This is a genomic window from Gemmobacter nanjingensis, assembly GCF_014652195.1.
GTDB classification, from domain to species: Bacteria; Pseudomonadota; Alphaproteobacteria; order Rhodobacterales; family Rhodobacteraceae; genus Gemmobacter; species Gemmobacter caeni.
In genome coordinates this window covers 50,268-64,996 of sequence record NZ_BMYI01000005.1, presented here as the reverse complement: position 1 = coordinate 64,996, position 14,729 = coordinate 50,268, and the positions used below count along the sequence as shown (strand labels likewise).

Sequence of the window (14,729 nt, the reverse complement as noted above, 5' to 3'; positions counted from 1 at the left end):
TCAACGAATTTGCAAATCTTTTCGCAAAAGATTTGCGCCTCACCCGACGGTGCCGCGCACACCGCCGGTCTGGCCGCGATCCAGCAGCAGGTGATCGAGCAGCACGCAGGCCATCATCGCCTCGCCCACCGGCACGGCGCGGATACCGACGCAGGGATCATGGCGGCCCTTGGTGATCAGTTCGATCTCCTCGCCTGCCTGATTGACCGTCTTGCGCGGCGTCAGGATCGAGGAGGTCGGCTTCACTGCAAAGCGCACCACCACATCCTGCCCTGTGGAAATACCGCCCAGAATGCCGCCCGCGTGGTTCGACAGGAATTCCGGCCCGTTCGGCCCCATGCGCATCTCGTCGGCGTTTTCCACCCCGGTCAGCGCCGCCGCCGCCATGCCCTCGCCGATCTCCACCGCCTTCACCGCGTTGATCGACATCATCGCCGCCGCCAGATCGCTGTCGAGCTTGCCGTAAAGCGGTGCGCCCAGCCCCGCAGGCACGCCGGAGGCCACAACCTCGATCACCGCACCCACCGAATTGTGGTTCAGCCGCAGGTCATCCAGATAGCCGGCCCAGCCTTCCGCCGCCACAGCATCGGGACACCAGAACGGGTTCCTCTCGATCTCGGTCGCATCGAACCGGCTGCGGTCGATCCCGTGCGGGCCGACCTGCACCATATAGCCGGTGATGGTCAGCCCCGGCACCAGCGCGGCCAGCGCCGCGCGCGCGACGCCCCCTGCCGCCACCCGTGCCGCGGTTTCGCGGGCCGAGGACCGGCCACCGCCGCGATAATCGCGCAGGCCATATTTCAGATGATAGGCCAGATCGGCATGGCCGGGGCGGAAGGCACGGGCGATGTCGCCGTAATCCTTCGACCTCTGGTCCGTATTCTCGATCATCAGCTGGATAGGCGTGCCGGTCGATCTCCCCTCGAAGACACCCGAGAGGATCTTCACCGCATCGGCCTCTTGCCGCTGGGTGGTGAACTTGTTTTGGCCTGGCTTGCGCCGGTCGAGCCAGTGTTGCAGCGCCGCCGCCCCGATCTCCACCCCCGGCGGGCAGCCGTCGACCGTGGCGCCCAGCGCAGGGCCATGGCTCTCGCCCCAGGTGGTGACGCGGAACAGGTGACCGAAGGTGTTCAGGCTCATGGGCGCACTCCTTTGCGCAGTGCCTTTACGCCAAAGCGCGCGGCGTGGGAAGGCGCCGCTATTCGGTTGAGGTCAGGATCGCCTCGACCCGCCGGTTCGCCATCCGCCCGGCTTCGGTCAGGTTGCTGGCGCGGGGTGCCAGATAGCCCACGCCCTGCGCCTCGATCCGCGCACCATCGGCCCCGGCGGCGATCAGCGCCTGCCGCACCGCCGCCGCGCGCTGCTTCGACAGCGCCAGATTGGTGGCGAGATTGCCCGAGGCATCGGTATGGCCGACCAGAGCGATGCGCCGCGACGGGTTGGCCGCCAGCCAGTCGGCCAGCGCCTGCAAGGCCGGATTGCCCGCGGTTTCCAGCCGGGCCGCGCCCGAGGCGAAATCCAGCCCCTCCAGCACCGCATGGCCCTGTCCCTCCAGCGCGGCACCGATATCCGGGGCCTCACCCGGAACACCCGCGGGCGGTGTTTCGGCTTCGCCAAGGTCAACAGGCTGCAACCCGGTTTCCTCTGCGACAGCGCCGGGCTGAACCCGCGTCATCTGCACAAACCCCGAGGCCTGCGACCGGCTGACCATCAGGCTCAGCACCTCATCCCCCTTCGCCGCGGCGAGATAGCGGAAATCGCCCAGATCGACATGCATGTCCGGCTCGGTCATCAGGAGCAGATCATAGCGGAAATCGAAGCCGCCACAGGCATCGGTTTCGCATTCGTAAAGCACTTGCCAGCCCGCCGCCTGCAGCTGTTTGCGCAGGGGCGCGAGCAGGTCCAGCGTGGATACAGGACCGGCGATGCGCCAGGCCACCTGTTCAACCGTCCCTTCTGCCACACGGGTTTTGACCCGACCGTCCTGCCACGGGCCGAGCGGCATCCGGTAGCTGGCGCCGGGTTCCGTGATGCGGGCGGTCTCGGTCGCCGGGCCGGGCAGGCGCAGCGACAGCGGTGCCGCAGCCATAGCACCCGGCAGCAGCGCAAGCGCCAGCCCAAGGCAGAACCGCCGCATGGTCAATCCCTCAGCCGGTAGTGATAGCGCCCGGCCTCGACCATACCCAACCGCGCGTAAAGCGCGCGCGCCGGGGCATTGGCCTCGGTCACCACCACGGCGAAGGTGGTAGCCCCCTGCATCACCGCCCAGCCCGCCGCAGCCCGCATCATCACCGCCGCCGCACCGCGCCGACGCATCGTCACCGGCACTTCCAGCGCATGCAGCATCGCAACCGGGCCAGACACCGCGACAAAGGCGGCACCGGCAGGCGTGTCATCGGTCCGACCAAGGATCGCCACTTTCGGCCCCGATACCCGATCCATCACCGCCAGGCGGGCCGGGCCAATGCCCCCGGCCGCCCAGATATCGGCGGCAATCGCAAGCGGCGGCCAATGCAGGAAAGCCGCCATGCCGCTGACCGGCTGCGCCAGATCCTCGGCAGGGGCGGCATAGGCCACCACAGGGTCATTGATCCGGTAGCCCCGTGCGTCCAGTGCCGCATCCAGCGCGGCATCGCCTGCGCGGATCAGGAAGAGGTGCTTCTGCCCCAGCGCGGTCATCGCGGTTTCGGCCTGAAGCAGATCGGCTTCGGTCCAGGCCCCCTCCGCCGTGGTTGCCGACACCCTCTGGCCACCGCCCTGCCCGTCGCGCAGCCGCCACGGACCTTCAACGAAGCTGCGGGCGGGCGGCCATGTCGTCTCCATCACCCCGGCGAGCCCTTCCGGTGTCAGAAGCCCGCCCATCACGAGAACAACGCGCAAAGCTTGGTCATCGCCGCATCCAGCTGCGCCGGGTCGGTGCCCCGGATGACCAGATTGGTGCCATGCGCACCGTTCTGGATGAACGGATAAGACCCCATCGAGAGGTCGGGGAATTCAGCCGCCAGCGCGGCGAAAGGCCCCGCGATCTCGCCCTCGCCACGATTGACGCGCAGCGACTGGCTCAGCAGCGGCTCCCCCCCGGTCAGTTTGGGCAGCACACTTGCCACCATGGCCTGAAAGATGTTGGGAACGCCCGCCATCACATGCACATTGCCCAGCGTAAAGCCGGGCGCTGTGCTGACCGGATTGTCGATCAGGGCTGCCGTATCCGGTATGCGCGCCATGCGCTGCCGGGCCGTGTTGAACTCCAGCCCCGCGCGGTCGTAATGCGCCTGCAACAGCGCCATCGCATCGGCGCGATGGCTGATACCCAGACCGAAGGCCGCCGCCACCGCATCGGCGGTGATATCGTCATGCGTCGGCCCGATGCCGCCGCTGGTAAACAGATGATCCCAGCGCCCGCGCAGATCATTCACCGCCTCGACGATGGCCGCATGGTCATCGGCCACCACGCGCGCCTCCATCAGCCGGATTCCGCGCTGTGTCAGTTCCCCCGCAAGATAATGCGTATTGCTGTCGCGCGTGCGCCCCGACAAAATCTCGTCGCCGATCACCAGCATCGCGGCTGTGGGGTTGGTCATGACGGTCTCCTTGACGATCCGCGACGCGCCTGCCTGAACACGCCCGGCTCTGGCCTTTTGCTGCCCGAGGCTTTATCTAGACGCAAGCCTTAAGGAAAGGATACCCCGTGAAAGAGACTCGCGGCCGCGTGACCAAGGATGGCATCCGCATCTATGACCTGGCCGATTTCGCCGGGATGCGCGCCGCCGGGCAGGTGGCGGCCGAGATCCTCGACGCGGTAATCCCGCTGGTGAAACCCGGCGCGACAACGGGCGAGCTGGATGAGTTCATCACCGCCGAGGTTGAACGGCACGGCGTGATTTCGGCCACCATTGGCTACAAGGGCTATCGCCATGCCTCGTGTATCAGCGTCAACCATGTGGTCTGCCACGGCATCCCCGGCAACAAGGTGCTGGCGGATGGCGACATCCTGAATATCGACGTCACTGTCATCGTGGATGGCTGGTATGGCGATACCAGTCGCATGTTCGTGGCAGGCAATCTGGGCCGTAAGGCGGAGCGGCTGATCGAGGTCACGCACGAAGGTTTGATGCGCGGCATCGCGGCGGTAAAACCCGGCAATACCTTCGGCGACATCGGCAACGCGATCCAGACCTATGTCGAGGCAAGCCGCATGTCGGTGGTGCGCGATTTCTGCGGCCACGGCCTTGGCCGGGTGTTCCACGCCCCGCCGAACGTGCTGCACTACGGCCGCGCGGGCAGCGGTGCGGTGCTGGAAGAAGGCATGTTCTTCACAATTGAACCGATGGTGAACCTTGGCCGCCCCGAAACCAAGGTGCTGGCCGACGACTGGACTGCGGTCACCCGCGACAAGTCACTTTCGGCGCAATACGAGCATTCGGTGGGTGTGACGGCAGAGGGCTGCGAGATCTTCACCCTGTCCCCCGCCGGCAAATTCTTCCGCACCTGGGCGTGAAGCGACCAAGGGTTACACCCGGTCGAGCCAGTCGCCATAGCCTTCCGCTTCCATCCGGTCCTTCGGGATGAAGCGCAGGCTGGCGGAATTGATGCAGTAGCGCAGCCCGCCCATTTCGCGCGGACCATCTGGAAAGACATGGCCCAGATGGCTGTCGCCATGGGTTGACCGCACCTCGGTCCGGATCATGCCATGGGTGGTGTCACGCAGCTCCACCATATGCGCCTCGTCGATGGGACGGGCAAAGGCAGGCCAGCCACAACCGCTGTTGTATTTGTCAGCCGAAGAAAACAGCGGTTCGCCCGATACGATATCGACATAGATGCCAGGCTCGAAATGATGGTCATAGGCGCCGGTGAACGGACGCTCGGTGCCATTTTCCTGCGTGACGCGATATTGTTCGGGGGTCAGCCGGGCGACGGCCTCGGCGGTCTTGGCAAAGCGGGACATGCGGCCTCCTGATCCTGTCGGGGTGAATCTGGTCACCCCGGCCGGAAAGTCCAGAGCCCGCAAATTGCTTTGAAGAAATTTGCAAAAGTTTTCAGAAAAACTTTTGCCCGCGCCCGGCAGACGCGGTGGCGTGCCTCAGCCCGTGGTTTCCAGGCAGTGCCGCCGGAAAGCGCGTTTCAGCATGTCGAGTTCGGCGCGCAGCAGGTCAACTTCGGCCCGCAGGTCATCCTCCATCGCCACCCCGGTTATGATGGTGAAATGGCCCAGCTTGTCGCCCGTGATGGCATCGCGGAACAGGAAAGTCTGCACGCCCTCGGTCAGCACCGAAGCGGGGATGGGCAGGCGCACCGCATAATGGCCGGGCTGACCGGGCACTTCGGTCACGCTCAGCCCCGGCAGTTTCTGCTCCAGATGCAGCACTTCCAGCGCGGGCGCGCCGCCCTCGGCCGTCAGCAGCCCCTCCCAGACCCCGGCCCGGACTTTCGTCTTTGTCAGCTTGGCCTCTGCCATGGCAGGCGTCCTTTCAAATATCCGCGCGGGGCCGCCGTGACAGCGTCACGTCGCGCAGGATGATCTGGTTCATCTCCGGACCTTCAAAGATCAGGTCGATCCACATTTTCTCGACGCGTTTCTCGCTCATCTTCGTATAGGCGAGGTCGAATTCGACCATGACCTCTTCTTCGGCAAGCGGAAGTTCGCGCACGATCTGTTCGACGTTCGGGCCATGCCGCACGTTGAGACGGGCAAAGATTTCCAGCGGCTTCTCCATCTCAACGATCACGTCAAGCCGGATCAGATGGCGCAGGCGCAAGCCCTGCACCGACTCGGGCGGCAGGTCGAGCACCAGCGACAGGAACGAGCCGTCAAAGCGGAACACATCCATCCGCAGCCCGAAGGGGGCAAGATCGGCCTCGCGGGTGTTGCGCACCTGCCGCACGGTCAGTTCCGAGCGGCGGCAATCGTGGAACAGCGTCGCCCCCTCGCAAACCGGCTGTTTGGAAGGGACAGAGGAAAAGCCCGGCACCGGAATTTCGCCCTTCCACAGGTCAGGGCGCCAGACCCAGTCGGACCCCATGGGTTTGCGCAAGGCGTTGGAGCCGATCACCGGCAGGGCGAGCCGGTGTTCCGCAACATGGATCACACGGTCCAGCTGGCGGCGCGCGGCGCGGGCACGGCCCCGCAGGTCGCGCAGCTCTTCCAGCCCCATCTGCGTGGCGCGATCCGCCCATCCCGCCCAACGCCGTTCGAACCGGCGCTGGATCAGTCGGTCGAGAAGATTGTCGAGTTTGTTGCCCATGTCACCGTTGATGATGCACCGGACGGTCCGCACCGCCGGTTAAACCGTTTCATGCCAAGAAACGATTCGTTTATCACCCTAAATAATTAAGAACGCCACCCCAAGCCGCCGGAATTTCGCGCCTTTTCGTCCCTCAGCCTGCCGGCTTGCCCGCAGGATTGGCACGCTGCACCGCCCTGACGAAAGCTTCCAGCAGGGCCCGGCCTTCAGCGCGGTCCAATCCGCCCTGTCCGGCGACCCCGGTGACCGACAGGCTGACCAGCCGTCCGCGCAGCGTCAGGATGGCGCGCCAGCTTTCCGGTTGCATGGTGGCCCCCCTGGCACCGCGATCCTCGAACCGCAAAAGGAAGGCACCGGGAATGCCCAGCGCCTGATGCACGGTCACGTCCCCGGCCCGTCCGCGACGGCTCAGCGCCGCCCGACCGCGATCAGACCGGAAAAACGCTGCGAGTTCCCGCCCGCCCGAGGCAACATCCAGCCCCGCAGCAGATCCAGCCGCCCCGACGCTGGCGGTGAGAACCGCCGGGTCCTGCGTCGCGTCCCCCGCACAGCGGCCCAGCAGCAGCACCGCGCTGTCGGCACGCTCCACCACCGAGGCCGGTTCGATGCAGTAGCCGGTCGGTGCCGCCACCGCGACTTTCGCGGCGGTCACGACGCGCTGCCGGTAGTCCCCCGCAGGCCCGGTTGCGGGCATGACGCAGCCTGCAAGCAGCAGCGCGGCGGCAGCGAACAGGGTGGGAAGGCGAAAGGGGCGCGAAACAGCGGTCAAGGCACAGCTCTCCGGAAAACCGGAACGTCATACTGCGCGCGCCACAGCCGGGCAAGCGGGAGCGCCACGACCACCCGCCCCGTCGGCAAGACAGCGCGCGCGATTGCAATTCGGCCCCTCGCGGCTTATTTCGGAACGCGACCGAGAAAGAGGGGCCTGCCCGTATGAACTGGATCAGCAACTACGTCCGCCCGAAGATCAACTCGCTGTTCTCGCGCCGCGAGGTGCCCGAGAACCTGTGGACGAAATGCCCCGAATGCGGGACGATGCTGTTTCACCGCGAATTGGCGGAGAACCTGAACGTCTGCACCCATTGCGATCATCATATGGCGATCACGCCGCGCGCGCGCTTCAGCGCGATGTTCGACGGCGGCATCTTCGTCGAGGTGAAAGTACCTGAGCCGGTCGCAGATCCGCTGCATTTCCGCGACCAGAAGAAATATCCCGAACGCATGAAGGCCGCGCAGAAAGCCACCGGCGAAAAGGATGCCATGCTGGTGGCCGAGGGCGAGATGCTGCGCACCCCGGTTGTTGCCGTGGCACAGGATTTTTCCTTCATGGGCGGCTCGATGGGCATGTATGTCGGCAATGCCATCGTGGCAGCGGCTGAACGGGCCGTGGCGCTGAAGCGGCCGCTGATCCTGTTTTCCGCCGCCGGTGGCGCCCGGATGCAGGAAGGTATCCTGTCGCTGATGCAGATGCCGCGTTCGACCGTGGCGGTGCAGATGCTGAAGGAAGCGGGCCTGCCCTATATCGTGGTGCTGACCCATCCGACGACCGGCGGCGTGACGGCCTCTTACGCGATGCTGGGCGATGTGCAGATTGCCGAGCCGAATGCGCTGATTTGCTTCGCCGGGCCGCGCGTCATTGAACAGACCATCCGCGAAAAGCTGCCCGAGGGTTTCCAGCGCGCGGAATATCTGCTGGATCACGGCATGCTGGACCGGGTGACCCATCGCAAGAAACTGCGGGAGGAACTGGTCACCATCCTGCGCATGCTGACCGGGCAAACGCCCGCCGTGCATGGCGACCTGCCCCCGGCGCAGCCGGTGGAACAGCCCGCCCCTGCGCAGGGCTGAGCTTTCGCGGGCCAGAACTGGCCCGCCCCTCCCCCTTCAACATTCCGCCTTCGAGGCCGCGATGACCGATACCAGCCGCTCCGACGCGATTCTGGCGCGTATGATGGAGTTCCACCCCAAGATCATCGACCTCACGCTTGACCGGGTGCACCGGCTTCTGGCGGCCTTGGGGCATCCCGAACGGGCGCTGCCGCCGGTGATCCATCTGGCCGGGACCAATGGCAAGGGTTCGACCCAGGCCATAATCCGCGCCGGGCTGGAGGCCGACGGCAAGCTTGTCCACGCCTATACCTCGCCGCATCTGGCGTGGTTCCATGAACGTATCCGGCTGGCGGGCGAACTGATTTCCGAAGAGGCGCTGGCCACGCTGCTGGATGAATGCGTCGCGGCGAATGGCGGCGAGGAGATCACGTTTTTCGAGATCACCACCTGCGCCGCGCTGCTGGCGTTTTCCCGCACCCCAGCGGATTACACGCTGCTGGAAGTGGGGCTTGGCGGGCGGCTGGATGCGACGAATGTGGTGGATCGCCCGGCGCTGACGGTGCTGACGCCCATTTCCATCGACCATCAGCAATATCTGGGCGAAACCCTGCCCGAGATTGCTGGAGAAAAGGCCGGTATCCTCAAACGCGGCGTGCCCTGCGTGGTCGGCCCGCAGGAAGATGCGGGGCTGGACGTGATCGAGACGCGCGCCGCCCGGCTGGGGGCGCCGCTTCTGGTACATGGCCAGCACTGGCATGTGACCACCGAACGCGGGCGGCTGGTGTTTCAGGATGAAACCGGGTTGCTGGACCTGCCGCTGCCCAACCTGCCCGGCCCGCACCAGATCCAGAATGCCGGGGCGGCGCTGGCCGCGCTGCGTCATCTGGGCGCGTCGGAGACCGCCTGCGAGGCGGCAGTGACCCGCGCCTTCTGGCCCGCCCGGATGCAGCGTCTGCGTCAGGGTCCGCTGGTCGATCTGGCGCCGGGGGTGGAGCTGTGGCTTGACGGCGGCCACAACCCGGCGGGGGGCGAGGCCATTGCCGCAACGCTGGCCGCCATGTCTGCGCGTCCGACCTTCGCCATCTGCGGTATGCTGAACACCAAGGATATCGGCGGCTATCTGCGTCCGCTGGCGCCGCATCTGGCCGAGTTGCATGCCGTCTCGATTCCGGGCGAGAAGAATACGCTGCCTGCCGAAGTGACCGCCGAAGCCGCGCGCAAGGCGGGCATCGTGGCCGCAGAGGCCGAAAGCGTGGGCGCGGCGCTGGCCGGAATCGCCGACCGCAACCCGCAGGCGCGGGTGCTGATCTGTGGTTCGCTTTACCTTGCGGGTACGGTGCTCAAGGACAACGGCTGATGGAGCCGCAGGCGCTTGCCGAAGCCTGCGCCGCAACCATGTGGGCGGGGGACGAAGCCAACCGGACCCTTGCCACACGGCTGGCCGAGGTGGCGCCAGGCCGAGCTGTGATGTGCCTCGATCTGGGGCCGCAGCATCTGAACAGCCATGGCATCTGCCATGGCGGGTTCATCTTCGCGCTGGCCGACAGCGCCTTTGCCTATGCCGCCAACAGCCATAACGTGCCGATGGTGGCACAGGTGAACCAGATCACCTTCGTCAGCCCGGCGCGTGGCGGCGAGACGCTGACCGCCACGGCGACCGAGCTGTCACGCAGCGGTCGCAGCGCGATTTATGACATCATGGTCACCGGCGGCGACGGGCGGCTGGTGGCGACCCTGCGCGCCAATGGCCGCAGCCTGCCCGGCCAGCATATTCCCGACGCGCAGACGCAAGGCTGAACCCGCCTTGCATCCGCCCGCGCGGCGTGAAAGCTTGGGCCAACGCTCGGACCCCGGAACATGCTGCCGATACTTGTGAAAACCCTGCCCTTCTTCGCCCTGATCGCGGTGGGGTATCTGGCTGGCCGGAAACGGTTCTTCCCGCCCGAAGGCGTGGCTTGGCTCACCAAATTCGTGTTCTACTTCGCGCTGTCGGCCATGTTGTTCCGCTTTGCCGCGAACCTGAGCCTTGCGGAAATCTTCGACCTGCCCTTCGTGCTGGCCTATCTTTCGGCCTCGCTGCTGCTTTATGCGGCGGTCATGGCCATCGCCATCGCACGCGGTCGCGGGGTCGAGGAAGCGGCGATGGAGGCGCAATGCGCGCAATCGGGCAATACCGGCTTTCTGGGCGTGCCCATGCTGGTCGTGCTGCTGGGCGCGCAGGCGGCCGGGCCGGTGCTGATGGTGCTGACGGTGGATATGGTGGTGTTTTCGTCCCTCATCACACTGATCATCACCGCTGCGCGCGGCGGGCGACCGGGGTTGCAGACGCTGCGCATGCTGGCAATGGGCTGGCTGAAGAACCCGATGGTGGTGTCAATCGTTCTGGGGCTGATCTGGTCCGGAGCGGCGCTGCCGGTGCCCGGCCCGGTGAACGAGTTTCTGGGCATCCTCGGCGCCGCCGCCACCCCCGGCGCGCTGTTCGCCATCGGCGCCTCGCTGGCCGGGCGCGGGGCGGAACGGCTGGGCGTGGCGATCTGGCTGTCCTTCGCGAAGCTGGTGCTGCATCCGGCGCTGGTGGCGCTGGCGGCTTTTGTGATCTTCCCGGTCGATCCGTCGGCGGCGGGCGTCATGGTGGCGGCGGCGAGCCTTCCGGTCGCGGGCAATGTCTATATCCTTGCGCAACATTACGGCGTGGCCCCGCAACGGGTGTCCACCGCCATTCTTGTATCCACGGCGGCCAGCATCCTGACCGTCACAATGATCATCGCCTGGATCACGGGCTAAGGAGGACCGACGATGAAAACCGTTTCCGAAAACCGCGCCTATGGCGGCGTGCAGGGCGTCTACAGCCATGGCTCCACCGCCTGCGGCTGCGACATGACCTTCGGCCTGTTCCTGCCGGAAGAGGCCGAGCGTGGCCCTGTGCCGGTGATCTGGTATCTCTCGGGCCTGACCTGCACGCATGAGAATGCCATGGTGAAGGCGGGTGCGCAGAAATGGGCGGCCGAAGCGGGCGTTGCGCTGGTCTTCCCCGACACCTCGCCGCGCGGCGCCGATGTGCCGAATGACGAGGCCTATGATCTGGGTCAGGGTGCGGGCTTCTACGTCAATGCGACGGAAAAGCCGTGGTCCACCCATTTCCGCATGTGGGATTATGTGACGGAAGAACTGCCCGAGCTGATCTTCAAGGCCTTCCCCGTAGCCGAGGAGCGGCAGGCGATCACCGGGCATTCGATGGGTGGCCATGGTGCCCTGACGATCGGCATGAGCTTTCCGGGCCGGTTCCGCTCCGTCTCGGCCTTCGCGCCCATCGCCAACCCTTCGGGCAGCGACTGGGGCCGCAAGCAGTTCACAGCCTATCTGGGCGCGGACGAGGCGAAATGGGCGCCGCATGACGCGACGCTGCTGATGCGCAAGCGCGGCTTCGACGGCCCGATCCTGATCGACCAGGGCTCGGCCGACCAGTTCCTTGACCTGCTGAAACCCGAGGCGCTGGCCGAGGCAATGGCGGCGCGGCGGCAGGGGGGAATCTTCCGCATGCAGAAGGGCTATGACCACAGCTACTTCTTCGTCTCCAGCTTCATCGAGGATCACATCGGCTTCCACGCCGCGGCGCTGTATGACTGAGCGCCGCATCCTCATCGACGCGGATGCCTGCCCGGTGAAGGCCGAGGCGGAAACGGTGGCGACGCGCCACCGCATCCGCATGGTGCTGGTGTCGAACGGCGGCATCCGGCCCTCGGCCAATCCGCTGGTGGAAAGCGTCTTCGTCGCCGAAGGCCCGGACGAGGCTGACAAATGGATCGCCGCCACCGCCGGACCCGGCGATGTGGTGGTGACGGGCGACATCCCGCTGGCGGCGAAATGCGTGGCAGCAGGCGCGGCGGTGCTGAAACCCAACGGCGAGGCACTGACCACCGCGAACATCGGCATGGCGCTGGCCACGCGCGACCTGATGTCCGACCTGCGCAGCGCCGATCCCTTTCGCCAGGGCGGCGGGCGGCCTTTCGCCAGGGCGGACCGCTCGCGCTTCCTCGATGCGCTGGAACGCGCACTGCGGCGGTGACGCGAATGTTCCGTCCCGCCGTCGCGGGCGGAACAGACGGAACGCGCGGCACACGGCTAGGCTTTGGCCATGATTTCGCAGGCTTCCCCCCGCACCACCCTGTTGGGCATCCTTTGCGCCATCGGCGGCGCCTCGGTCCTGTCGATCAACGATGTGGCGATCAAGGCGCTGTCGGGCGGCTATCCGCTGCATCAGGTGATCCTGACCCGGTCGGCCATCAGCATGGCCTTCATCCTGACCTTCATCGGCCTGACCGGCAGCTTCCGGCAATTGCGCACCCGCCGCCCGCGCGGGCATCTTCTGCGCGTCAGTTTTGTCATGCTGTCGAACATCACCTATTTCCTTGGTCTCGCCGCACTGCCGCTGGCCGATGCGGTGGCCATCGCCTTCATCAGCCCGCTGGTGGTAACCCTGCTGTCGGTCGTGGTGCTGCACGAACATGTCGGCCCGCGCCGGTGGGCCGCAGTGGCGGCGGGTCTGGTCGGTGTGCTGATCATGATGCGCCCCGGCGCGGGCGCGCTGCATCCGGCGGCGGTGCTGGTGTTCATTTCCGCCTTCACCTATGCCTCGACCCATATGATGACGCGGCGCCTGCGCGATACTGAAAGCGCGGCGACGCTGAACTTCTACGTTCAGTGCGGTTTCATTGTGGTCAGTACCTGCATGGGCCTGATCGTGGGCGACGGCCATCTGGCGGGCGGCGGCAATGCCTCGCTGGAGTTCCTGTTCCGCCCCTGGGTCTGGCCGCCCCCGCAGGACTGGCCGGTGTTTCTGGCGACCGGCCTTGCCGTCGGCATCGGCGGGCTGATGGTCAGCCAGGCTTACCGGCTATGCGAGGCGGCGCTGATCGCGCCCTTCGAATATGTCGCCATGCCGTTGGCGATTGTCTGGGGCGTGACCGTTTTCGGCCAGTGGCCCGATGCAACCGCCTGGGCCGGGATCGCCCTCATCTGCGGCGCCGGGCTTTATACGCTGTGGCGTGAAACCGTGAACAGGAGACGCACATGACCGCACCGCAGGCCGTGATCTTCGACATCGGAAATGTGCTGCTGGAATGGAACCCCGAACGGTTCTACGACTGGCAGATCGGCCGCGCCCAACGTGAGGCGCTGTTCGCCGAGGTCGACCTGCACGCGATGAACGAGGCCATCGACGCGGGTGCGCCCTTCCGCGATACGATTTATGATCTGGCTGACCGCACCCCCGACTGGGCCGATGAAATCCGCATGTGGCATGACAACTGGCTCGACATGGCCTCCCCGCGCATTGACGGATCCGTCACGCTGCTGCGGGCATTGCGGTCGCGCGGTGTCGCGGTCTTCGCGCTGACGAATTTCGGCATCGGCAGCTTCGATTACGCGAAAACCCGCTATGATTTCCTGTCGGAATTCGACCGGGCCTATGTTTCGGGCCATTTGGGGGTGACGAAACCCGACCCGCGCATCTATGAACGGGTAGAGGCCGATTGCGGCCTGCCGCCCGGTTCGCTGCTGTTCACCGACGACCGGGAGGCGAATATCGCCGTCGCCCTGCAACGCGGCTGGCGCTGCCACCTGTTCGAGGGCTGGCAGGGCTGGGCGCGGCGGCTGGTGATGGAAGGATTGCTGAACGAGAAGGAGGCAGGATTGTGACAGTGGAGATCATCGGGCGCGAGGCGGAAGCCGAACTGGACTGGCTGACGCTCTGCGACGCGATCGAGGCAGGCCACGGACTGCCGCGCGCCGAAATCGCCGATGCCCTTCTCTATCGCGGCAAGGATACACTGCTCAATCGCGCCGCATGGATCGACGGGCTGGGTCAGCTGGTGAAATGCGCGACCGTATTTCCGGGCAACGGTGCCCTTGGCAAACCCAGCGTCAATGGCTCGGTCACGCTTTATGCCGATACGACGGGCGAGCTGGAGGCGGTGGTCGACTTCCATCTGGTCACCAAGTTCAAGACGGCGGGCGACAGTCTGGTGTCTGCGCGGCGACTGGCCAGACCCGAATCGCGCGAGATTCTGATTGTCGGCGCGGGCACTGTGGCGCGGTCGATGGTTGAGGCCTATCGGGCCGGCTTCCCCGATGCACGGTTTCACATCTGGAACCGCAGCCCGGGCGGGGCCAATGCGCTGGCGCGGGAGACCGGCGCAGAGGTGGCCACCGATCTGGCGGCGGCGGTGTCGGCGGCTGACATCATCTGCACCTGCACCATGAGCACCGAGCCGGTGGTGAAAGGCGAATGGCTGCGCCCCGGTCAGCATCTGGACCTGATCGGCGCCTATCGCCCCGACATGCGCGAGGTTGATGACGAGGCCCTGAGCCGCGCACAACTGTTCGTGGATTCCCGCGCGACGACAATCCATCACATCGGCGAGCTGAAAGACCCGATTGCACGCGGCGTCATTTCGGAAGCGGACATCCAGGCCGATTTCTACGACATCCCGCAGGGGCTTTACCGCCGCCGTTCCGCCGAAGAGATCACCATTGCCAAGAATGGCGGCGGCGCGCATCTGGATCTGATGACAGCGGCCTATATCCTCGCCGCCTGGCGCGGTCGGTGAGGCCGGGGGTTTTGCACCCCCGGACCCCCGCAGGATATTTATGCCA

The 14,729-nt window shown here is 66.0% G+C and carries 18 protein-coding genes; 10 read left to right on the top strand and 8 right to left on the bottom strand.

The window, feature by feature from the left end:
* Positions 1 to 39: 39 nt before the first annotated feature.
* From aroC to IE126_RS10425, 4 genes are read right to left on the bottom strand one after another with little or no spacing between them, the layout of a single operon-like run.
* Complete coding sequence (gene aroC / locus IE126_RS10440) at positions 40 to 1,140, bottom strand: chorismate synthase (RefSeq protein ID WP_108128990.1); 1,101 nt, start codon at positions 1,138 to 1,140, stop codon at positions 40 to 42.
* A 58-nt stretch (positions 1,141 to 1,198) separates the two neighbouring features.
* Positions 1,199 to 2,137, bottom strand: coding sequence for an OmpA family protein (locus tag IE126_RS10435; RefSeq protein WP_108128991.1), 939 nt, complete (start codon positions 2,135 to 2,137; stop codon positions 1,199 to 1,201).
* Between the two features lie 2 nt (positions 2,138 to 2,139).
* Positions 2,140 to 2,850, bottom strand: coding sequence for a GNAT family N-acetyltransferase (locus tag IE126_RS10430; RefSeq protein WP_108129032.1), 711 nt, complete (start codon positions 2,848 to 2,850; stop codon positions 2,140 to 2,142).
* Positions 2,851 to 2,861: 11 nt separating this feature from the next.
* Entirely contained in the window at positions 2,862 to 3,581 is a 720-nt protein-coding gene (locus IE126_RS10425; RefSeq protein ID WP_054302475.1) for a competence/damage-inducible protein A, read from the bottom strand.
* 107 nt (positions 3,582 to 3,688) lie between these two features.
* Here IE126_RS10425 and map point away from each other — a divergent pair, with 107 nt between their 5' ends.
* The gene (map, locus tag IE126_RS10420) at positions 3,689 to 4,498 is read left to right on the top strand and encodes a type I methionyl aminopeptidase (RefSeq protein ID WP_054302476.1); all 810 of its coding nucleotides are present in this window, start codon (positions 3,689 to 3,691) and stop codon (positions 4,496 to 4,498) included.
* Positions 4,499 to 4,510: 12 nt separating this feature from the next.
* Here map and msrB read toward each other — a convergent pair whose 3' ends face one another.
* The 4 genes from msrB to IE126_RS10400 form a co-directional block, all read right to left on the bottom strand.
* Positions 4,511 to 4,948 carry a peptide-methionine (R)-S-oxide reductase MsrB gene (gene msrB, locus IE126_RS10415; protein WP_054302477.1) on the bottom strand — a complete coding sequence of 146 codons (438 nt, stop codon included), beginning with the start codon at positions 4,946 to 4,948 and terminating at the stop codon, positions 4,511 to 4,513.
* Between the two features lie 135 nt (positions 4,949 to 5,083).
* Positions 5,084 to 5,458 (bottom strand): hypothetical protein, encoded by a 375-nt coding sequence (locus tag IE126_RS10410; RefSeq protein ID WP_054302478.1) that lies wholly within the window; start codon positions 5,456 to 5,458, stop codon positions 5,084 to 5,086.
* A gap of 13 nt (positions 5,459 to 5,471) precedes the next feature.
* Complete coding sequence (locus IE126_RS10405) at positions 5,472 to 6,245, bottom strand: DUF6478 family protein (protein WP_054302479.1); 774 nt, start codon at positions 6,243 to 6,245, stop codon at positions 5,472 to 5,474.
* A 133-nt stretch (positions 6,246 to 6,378) separates the two neighbouring features.
* Positions 6,379 to 7,014 carry a cation transport ATPase gene (locus tag IE126_RS10400; protein WP_229825394.1) on the bottom strand — a complete coding sequence of 212 codons (636 nt, stop codon included), beginning with the start codon at positions 7,012 to 7,014 and terminating at the stop codon, positions 6,379 to 6,381.
* Between the two features lie 164 nt (positions 7,015 to 7,178).
* Between IE126_RS10400 and accD the strand changes: the two genes are divergently transcribed.
* The 9 genes from accD to IE126_RS10355 all read left to right on the top strand — a co-directional run bounded on the left by accD (position 7,179) and on the right by IE126_RS10355 (position 14,683).
* The gene (accD, locus tag IE126_RS10395) at positions 7,179 to 8,093 is read left to right on the top strand and encodes an acetyl-CoA carboxylase, carboxyltransferase subunit beta (RefSeq protein WP_054302481.1); all 915 of its coding nucleotides are present in this window, start codon (positions 7,179 to 7,181) and stop codon (positions 8,091 to 8,093) included.
* 61 nt (positions 8,094 to 8,154) lie between these two features.
* Positions 8,155 to 9,432: a bifunctional folylpolyglutamate synthase/dihydrofolate synthase gene (locus tag IE126_RS10390; protein ID WP_189380917.1), complete on the top strand. Its 1,278-nt coding sequence runs from the start codon at positions 8,155 to 8,157 to the stop codon at positions 9,430 to 9,432.
* On the top strand, positions 9,432 to 9,872 hold the full coding sequence (locus tag IE126_RS10385) for a hotdog fold thioesterase (protein ID WP_054302483.1): 441 nt from the start codon (positions 9,432 to 9,434) through the stop codon (positions 9,870 to 9,872). The genes IE126_RS10390 and IE126_RS10385 overlap by 1 nt, the downstream gene beginning before the upstream one ends.
* 60 nt (positions 9,873 to 9,932) lie before the next feature.
* Complete coding sequence (locus IE126_RS10380; RefSeq protein ID WP_189380916.1) at positions 9,933 to 10,859, top strand: AEC family transporter; 927 nt, start codon at positions 9,933 to 9,935, stop codon at positions 10,857 to 10,859.
* Positions 10,860 to 10,871: 12 nt separating this feature from the next.
* Positions 10,872 to 11,702 (top strand): S-formylglutathione hydrolase, encoded by an 831-nt coding sequence (fghA, locus tag IE126_RS10375; protein ID WP_108128998.1) that lies wholly within the window; start codon positions 10,872 to 10,874, stop codon positions 11,700 to 11,702.
* Positions 11,695 to 12,141: a YaiI/YqxD family protein gene (locus IE126_RS10370; protein ID WP_054302486.1), complete on the top strand. Its 447-nt coding sequence runs from the start codon at positions 11,695 to 11,697 to the stop codon at positions 12,139 to 12,141. Before fghA ends, IE126_RS10370 begins: the two co-directional genes overlap by 8 nt.
* A gap of 69 nt (positions 12,142 to 12,210) precedes the next feature.
* Positions 12,211 to 13,149: a DMT family transporter gene (locus IE126_RS10365; RefSeq protein ID WP_054302487.1), complete on the top strand. Its 939-nt coding sequence runs from the start codon at positions 12,211 to 12,213 to the stop codon at positions 13,147 to 13,149.
* Positions 13,146 to 13,772, top strand: coding sequence for an HAD family hydrolase (locus IE126_RS10360; RefSeq protein ID WP_189380915.1), 627 nt, complete (start codon positions 13,146 to 13,148; stop codon positions 13,770 to 13,772). Before IE126_RS10365 ends, IE126_RS10360 begins: the two co-directional genes overlap by 4 nt.
* Complete coding sequence (locus IE126_RS10355) at positions 13,769 to 14,683, top strand: ornithine cyclodeaminase family protein (protein WP_054302489.1); 915 nt, start codon at positions 13,769 to 13,771, stop codon at positions 14,681 to 14,683. The genes IE126_RS10360 and IE126_RS10355 overlap by 4 nt, the downstream gene beginning before the upstream one ends.
* Positions 14,684 to 14,729 lie beyond the last annotated feature (46 nt).

Excerpts from the sequence above, each read along its gene's own strand:
- aroC (WP_108128990.1), bottom strand. The coding sequence starts at position 1,140 with ATGAGCCTGAACACCTTCGGTCACCTGTTCCGCGTCACCACCTGGGGC.
- IE126_RS10435 (WP_108128991.1), bottom strand. The coding sequence starts at position 2,137 with ATGCGGCGGTTCTGCCTTGGGCTGGCGCTTGCGCTGCTGCCGGGTGCT.
- IE126_RS10425 (WP_054302475.1), bottom strand. The coding sequence starts at position 3,581 with ATGACCAACCCCACAGCCGCGATGCTGGTGATCGGCGACGAGATTTTG.
- msrB (WP_054302477.1), bottom strand. The coding sequence starts at position 4,948 with ATGTCCCGCTTTGCCAAGACCGCCGAGGCCGTCGCCCGGCTGACCCCC.
- IE126_RS10410 (WP_054302478.1), bottom strand. The coding sequence starts at position 5,458 with ATGGCAGAGGCCAAGCTGACAAAGACGAAAGTCCGGGCCGGGGTCTGG.
- IE126_RS10405 (WP_054302479.1), bottom strand. The coding sequence starts at position 6,245 with ATGGGCAACAAACTCGACAATCTTCTCGACCGACTGATCCAGCGCCGG.
- accD (WP_054302481.1), top strand. The coding sequence starts at position 7,179 with ATGAACTGGATCAGCAACTACGTCCGCCCGAAGATCAACTCGCTGTTC.
- IE126_RS10390 (WP_189380917.1), top strand. The coding sequence starts at position 8,155 with ATGACCGATACCAGCCGCTCCGACGCGATTCTGGCGCGTATGATGGAG.
- IE126_RS10385 (WP_054302483.1), top strand. The coding sequence starts at position 9,432 with ATGGAGCCGCAGGCGCTTGCCGAAGCCTGCGCCGCAACCATGTGGGCG.
- IE126_RS10380 (WP_189380916.1), top strand. The coding sequence starts at position 9,933 with ATGCTGCCGATACTTGTGAAAACCCTGCCCTTCTTCGCCCTGATCGCG.
- fghA (WP_108128998.1), top strand. The coding sequence starts at position 10,872 with ATGAAAACCGTTTCCGAAAACCGCGCCTATGGCGGCGTGCAGGGCGTC.
- IE126_RS10370 (WP_054302486.1), top strand. The coding sequence starts at position 11,695 with ATGACTGAGCGCCGCATCCTCATCGACGCGGATGCCTGCCCGGTGAAG.
- IE126_RS10365 (WP_054302487.1), top strand. The coding sequence starts at position 12,211 with ATGATTTCGCAGGCTTCCCCCCGCACCACCCTGTTGGGCATCCTTTGC.
- IE126_RS10360 (WP_189380915.1), top strand. The coding sequence starts at position 13,146 with ATGACCGCACCGCAGGCCGTGATCTTCGACATCGGAAATGTGCTGCTG.